At 29.0% G+C, this 6427-nt stretch carries 6 protein-coding genes; 4 read left to right on the top strand and 2 right to left on the bottom strand.

Features of this window, described 5'->3' with window-relative positions; genetic code table 11:
- The first annotated feature begins 173 nt into the window (after positions 1-173).
- Both ABHC41_RS05450 and ABHC41_RS05445 read left to right on the top strand, forming a co-directional pair.
- Entirely contained in the window at positions 174-1520 is a 1347-nt protein-coding gene (locus tag ABHC41_RS05450) for a glucose-6-phosphate isomerase (protein WP_271893336.1), read from the top strand.
- 193 nt (positions 1521-1713) lie between these two features.
- Positions 1714-2790, top strand: a complete 1077-nt coding sequence (locus ABHC41_RS05445; RefSeq protein ID WP_092922408.1) for a trypsin-like peptidase domain-containing protein — start codon at positions 1714-1716, stop codon at positions 2788-2790.
- A 61-nt stretch (positions 2791-2851) separates the two neighbouring features.
- Here ABHC41_RS05445 and feoB read toward each other — a convergent pair whose 3' ends face one another.
- Both feoB and ABHC41_RS05435 read right to left on the bottom strand, forming a co-directional pair.
- Positions 2852-4786 carry a ferrous iron transport protein B gene (gene feoB, locus ABHC41_RS05440; protein ID WP_271893333.1) on the bottom strand — a complete coding sequence of 645 codons (1935 nt, stop codon included), beginning with the start codon at positions 4784-4786 and terminating at the stop codon, positions 2852-2854.
- Between the two features lie 12 nt (positions 4787-4798).
- On the bottom strand, positions 4799-5017 hold the full coding sequence (locus tag ABHC41_RS05435; RefSeq protein WP_166504700.1) for a ferrous iron transport protein A: 219 nt from the start codon (positions 5015-5017) through the stop codon (positions 4799-4801).
- Positions 5018-5248: 231 nt separating this feature from the next.
- Here ABHC41_RS05435 and ABHC41_RS05430 point away from each other — a divergent pair, with 231 nt between their 5' ends.
- On the top strand, positions 5249-5413 hold the full coding sequence (locus ABHC41_RS05430; protein ID WP_092922417.1) for an aspartyl-phosphate phosphatase Spo0E family protein: 165 nt from the start codon (positions 5249-5251) through the stop codon (positions 5411-5413).
- Positions 5414-5550: 137 nt separating this feature from the next.
- Positions 5551-6396, top strand: a complete 846-nt coding sequence (locus ABHC41_RS05425) for a mechanosensitive ion channel family protein (RefSeq protein ID WP_166504701.1) — start codon at positions 5551-5553, stop codon at positions 6394-6396.
- Positions 6397-6427: the final 31 nt, after the last annotated feature.

Genomic DNA, 6427 nt, shown 5'->3' with positions numbered 1-6427 from the left:
AAAATATATAAATATAATAGTATAAATAATGAATAAATAGAGATTATACTAAGATTGTAAAATATGATTATAATATGTATATGAATAAATAATTTACTTGTTATTTTTTTGTTAAAGTAACCTATATTTTATGTTATAATTTCATTATACTAAAAAAGAAGAGAGGTACGTTTATGGGAACTATAAAGTTTGATTATAGTAAGGCACTAGGTTTTTTTAAACAACATGAAATCGATTGTATGCAAACGTATGTAGATGCAGCACACTGTATGATACATGAAAAAACTGGATTAGGAAATGATTTTTTAGGATGGGTAGAACTTCCAAATAATTATGATAAAGAAGAGTTTTCTAGAATAAAAAAAGCAGCCAACAAGATAACGTCAGATTCAGATGTGTTACTAGTTATAGGTATAGGGGGTTCTTACCTTGGAGCTAGAGCAGCAATTGAAATGGTAAGTCATTCTTTTAGAAACAATTTAGAAAGAGAAGATAGAAAATCTCCTCAAATATATTATGTAGGTAATAATATAAGTTCAACATATATGATGGACTTATTAGATGTTATAAAAGATAAAGATGTATCTATAAATGTAATATCAAAATCAGGTACAACAACAGAGCCTGCTATTGCATTTAGAATATTTAAAGATTTCTTAGAAAAGAAATATGGAAAAGAAGAAGCAAGTAAAAGAATATATGCAACAACAGATGCTAAAAAAGGTGCTTTAAGACAATTAGCAAATGAAGAAGGATACGAAACATTTATAATACCTGATGATGTGGGTGGTCGTTTCTCTGTATTAACACCAGTAGGATTATTACCTATAGCTTGTGCAGGTCTTGATATAGATGCAATGATGAAGGGTGCTCAAGATGCATCACAAGAGTTTAAAGCATCAGATTTAAAAACTAACTACAGTTATCAGTATGCAGTTGTCAGAAATATTTTACATAGAAAAGGCAAAGATGTAGAAATGCTAGTTAACTATGAGCCACAATTACATTATGTAGCTGAGTGGTGGAAGCAATTATATGGAGAAAGTGAAGGAAAAGATAACAAAGGAATATTCCCAGCATCAGTAGACTTTTCAACAGATTTACACTCAATGGGTCAATATATTCAAGAAGGAAAAAGAATATTATTTGAAACTGTTCTTAATGTAGAAAAGTCAAAGAGAAATATAACTATAGAAGAAGCTGATGTAGATTTAGATGGATTAAATTATCTAGCAGGTAAAACAGTAGACTTTGTTAATAAAAAAGCGTTTGAAGGTACAATGCTTGCTCATACAGATGGACAAGTTCCTAACTTAATAATAAACATACCTCAATTAGATGAATATAACTTTGGATATCTTGTTTACTTCTTTGAAAAGGCATGTGCATTAAGTGGATACTTATTAGGGGTAAATCCATTTAATCAACCAGGAGTTGAAGCATATAAGAAAAATATGTTTGCTCTTTTAGGCAAGCCAGGATTTGAAAAAGAAAAAGAAGAATTAGAAAAAAGACTTTAATCAGTTAAGGTTAAGTTAAGAATATAGTAATATAATAAAATCATCAGTAAATAGTTATCTATCTGCTGATGATTTCTTTTTATCTATTGAATCGAAAGTATATAGGTATTAAGAATATTATAGAGTTAAAAGTATAAACAATATAAAGTAAGTAAAAACTAAATATTATGATTAATATATGGGAGGTATTTATATGTCAAATAAGAAAGGCATAGGATTGATAGTAATAGTTTGTATAATAACTGGGGTATTAAGTAGTTTATTCACAGTAGTATTGATGAAAAATAACTTAGTAAGTTCAACAAAAGAAAATTCTACACAAATAGTTGTGAATAATAAGGGAAAAAGTCAAAATGTGTATCATGCCGTAACTGATAAAGCAATGCCATCAGTAGTAGGAATTACAACAACAACGATAGATAATAATAATATTTTTGCTATACCTACACAAAGCCAAGGGGTTGGTACAGGTGTAATAGTTGATGCAAATGGATACATATTAACAAATTCGCATGTTGTTTCAGATGGTAAAGCATCAGATGTTAATGTACTTTTCAATGATGGATCTACATCACAAGGAAAAGTATTATGGAATGACTCTAATTTAGATTTAGCAATGGTTAAGGTAGATAAAAAAGGGTTAACTCCAGCAGAATTAGGAAATAGTGATGATGTTAGAACTGGAGATATATCAATAGCTATAGGTAATCCATTAGGTCTTGAGTTCCAAAAGAGTGTTACACAAGGTATAATAAGTGGATTAGATAGAACTATCAAAACAGAAAAATCTAACATGACAGGGCTTATGCAAACAGATGCTAGTATAAATCCAGGAAATAGTGGAGGACCATTATTAAATGAAAAAGGTCAAGTAATAGGTATAAACACAGCTAAGGCATCACAGGCAGAAGGTTTAGGATTTGCAATACCTATAAATACAGCAAAACCAATAGTAGAACAAATAATAAAAAATGGTAACTTTGAAAAAGTTACTTTAGGAATAAGTGGAGCAGACTTACAAATGTTTGAAGCATCAACAGGAACTGATTTAGCAGCAGAAGATGGCGTATATGTAGTAGAAGTTATGGACAACAGTGCAGCTAAAAAGGCAGGTATACAAGCAGGAGATGTTATTGTTAAAGTTGGAAATGATAAAGTAAGTACAATGTCAGATTTAAATAAAGCTTTATATCAATATTCTTTAGGGGATAAATCTGAAATTACAGTAAATAGAGGTGGAAAAGAAGTAAAATTACAAGTTAATTTTTAATAAATAAAGGGTGAATCTAAGATTCACCCTTTATATTTTTATACTAAATTATATTTAATTTCTATTTAGCTTTACTTTTAACTTGTGATGGACAAGATCCGCTACTAGCGCATCCAGAGCATCCACTACAACCAGAAGATACATTTTTAGAAGTAAACTTTCTAAATATGAATATAACTGATATAGCTATTATTAATCCACCAACTGCAAGTTCCGCAATTGAGCTACCAGATTCTACTGCAAATAAAGTTCCTCCGATTATTCTAACTATAAATGCACCAATCCATGCAATTACAAATTGATATATAAATGATATCCACATCATTTTGCTTCCGTACTCTTTTTTCATTGTAGCAAGAGCTGCAATACAAGGAGTATATAATGATGTAAACACTAAGAATCCATATGCACTAAGGGCAGTGAATACTGTTGGTAAAACAACCTTTAAATCACCATAAAGTACACCCATAGTATTAACAACTATTTCTTTAGCTCCAAGACCTGTAAGTATAGATACAGCAGCTTTCCAATCACCAAATCCTAATGGTGCAAATATAGGAGCTATTAAATGTCCTGCATAAGCTAAGAAACTGTTATTTAAATCTGGTGTATATCCACTGAAGTTAAATGATGATAAAACCCAAATTACAACTGACATTGCAAACATAACAGTAATTACTTTAGTTAAGAATCCTTTTGATTTACTCCAAGCATTTTTAAATAAAGAACCTATAGTAGGTAATTTATACTCAGGAAGTTCTAGTATAAAAGGTTCAACTTCTGCATTAAAAGCAGTTTTATTTAATATAAAAGCTATTATTATAGCTACTACAATTCCTAATAAATAAAGAGATAAAGTAACTAATGCAGCATTTTTAGGGAAGAATATACCAACAAATAATGCATATATAGGTAATCTAGCACTACAAGTCATAAGTGGAGCTATAAGCGCTGTTACTTTTCTATCTTTTTCGCTTTCTAATGTTCTAGTTGCCATTATAGCAGGAGAAGAACATCCAAATCCCATAACCATAGGTATAAATGCTTTACCAGATAGGCCAACTTTTCTCATTATGTTATCCATTAAGAAAGCTGTTCTTGACATATAACCACTGTCTTCTAAGAATGACATACCAAAGAATAAAGCAAATACTAGAGGGAAGAAAGGTAAAGTACCTCCAACACCACCAATTATACCGTCTATAATTAATGATCTAAACCAAGGACTAGCATTAGCTAATAAAACATCAGCAGGGCCTGCTACATATGTTTCTATTAAACCACCTAATCCTTCTTGTAAAGGACCTCCAACCCAATCAAATGTAAATTTGAATAATAACATTAGTGCGGCTATAAATATAGGGTAAGCTAAAACAGGATTTAATACAAACTTATCTATTTTATCAGTGATAGTTTTTTTATTGTTATGAGGTAGATTACAACATCTACTTAATATATCTTCTATTTCTTTATAAGTTTCACTTTCAGATCCGAAATTAGTCTTATAATTAGGTTTATTGTTAGCGACTTTTCTTATAGCAGGAGCTATTTTATCAGTTCCTTCTTTCTTTTTAGCTATTATAGGAATTACTGTCATATTAAGTTCTCTAGATAGTTTATCCACATCTATATGAATTCCTTTAGCCTCAGCTACATCCACCATATTAAGAAGAAGTATTATAGGCTTTTTAAATTCCATAAGTTGAGTTGTTAAGTAAAGGTTTCTAGATAAACTAGATGCATCAACTACATTTACTATAACATCTACATTTCCTTCTTCTAAAAATCTCTTTGATACTTTTTCTTCATTAGAGAAAGTATCCATAGCATAAATACCAGGTAAGTCTACTATATTAATATCTTTTTCTAAAATACCTTCTTTTTTATCTATAGTAACTCCAGGCCAGTTACCAACGTGTTGGTTAGCACCTGTAAGCAGATTGAAAACCGTAGTTTTACCAACGTTAGGGTTTCCAAGTAACGCAACGTTAATCATTTTATCACTTCCTTATTTTAATGTAATGTTTTTAGCGTCAGATTTTCTTATAGCAAGATCTAATCCTCTAAATCTAACTACTATAGGGTCTCCTAAAGGAGCAACTTTTTTTACTTCTATTTCCGTATTATTTATACATCCTAAAGCTAATAATCTCTTAGCTAATTTTTCGTTTCCATTTATATTATTAATAGTACCTCTTTGACCTACTTTTAAATCGTAAACAGTCATTTTTATACCTCCTAATGAAATTCATTATCACTTAAATTGTATCAATAATGATTTTGATTGTCAACTAATAACTAATATTTAAGAATAAATATTTTCGTACAGTAAGAAAACTGATGAAATAAAATTAAATTGGTTAAAAAATAACGTTTTACCGCTATAATATTGACAAATAATGGTTTTATTTGTTATTATATAATTGAAATTATATAAATTTGTAATAGTGGTGATGATATGGCTAATGGTGAGTTAGAAGCATTAAAAAAAGAAATAGAAGCACTAAGAGATGAGATTAATACTTATATAGAATATCCAGAGATATTTAAAGAAGAGATAGTCGATACGAGTAATAAGATAGATATATTAATAAATAAGTATATGAATTTGAGTAATAAGTAACCCACATTAAAGTGGGTTTTTTTATACTCAAAAATCATATGTTCATCCTTAATATTGTATATGTTTAGTACAAAGTGAGAATATTAAATAATTATATGATTTAATAACAAAATTAATTTGTAAGGATGATATTTATTATGATAGGTAGTTTTTTAAGATCAATAGCAATTATAGCAGCATCATATTCAATATTGAAACTTATACAATATAGTCTTAACAAGATATGTAAAATAACTAAATTTGATGTAAGATACGAAAATACCCTTTGTAGCGTATTATCATCAATTTCTTATTACATCATATTCTTGACAAGTACAGTTCTCATATTAAGAGAATTTCAAATAGTGGATATAACTAAATTTGGGACATTAGTTACTGGTGCTAGTATAGTAGGTATACTAGCAGGGGTTGCATCTCAAAGTATATTAAAAGATATATTTAATGGATTTTTTGTATTATTTGAAAAGCAAATGCAAGTAGGAGATTTTGTAATAATAAATGAAACTTTTAGAGGAACTATAGAAGAAATAGGAGTTAGAAGCACTAGTTTAAGGGATTGGGATTTAAAAAGAATTACTATTCCAAATGGTAGTATAAGTAGCATAAGAAATTTTAGCAAGGAGAGAATGAGGGTTGTAGTACATGTAAGGGTACCTTATGAAGAGGATCCAATGAAGGTGCTAGAATCTTTAGAAGAAGTATGCAATATAATGAATGAACAATATAAAAATTATCTATTTAAATTACCATCAGGTAAACCTAAAGGTCCTTTTAATGTATATGGAGTAACAGATATAGAAGATAGTCCAGTGGGAGCAAAATATACAATAACAGGTATAGTATATTCTTATAAGTATTTTAATGCACTTAGAGATACTAAATTACAGATACTTATTGTATTTAGAAATAACAAAGTACGAATAGCTTACCCGACACATATAAATATATTACACAACGATAATGAATATAGAGGAGATTTTTAGAGTATAAATATTTCTTATATATTGTTTATAT

The organism is Romboutsia sp. 1001216sp1, from assembly GCF_039841805.1.
Classification (GTDB): Bacteria; Bacillota; Clostridia; order Peptostreptococcales; family Peptostreptococcaceae; genus Romboutsia_C; species Romboutsia_C hominis.
This window is presented reverse-complemented; position numbering and strand designations above follow the sequence as displayed.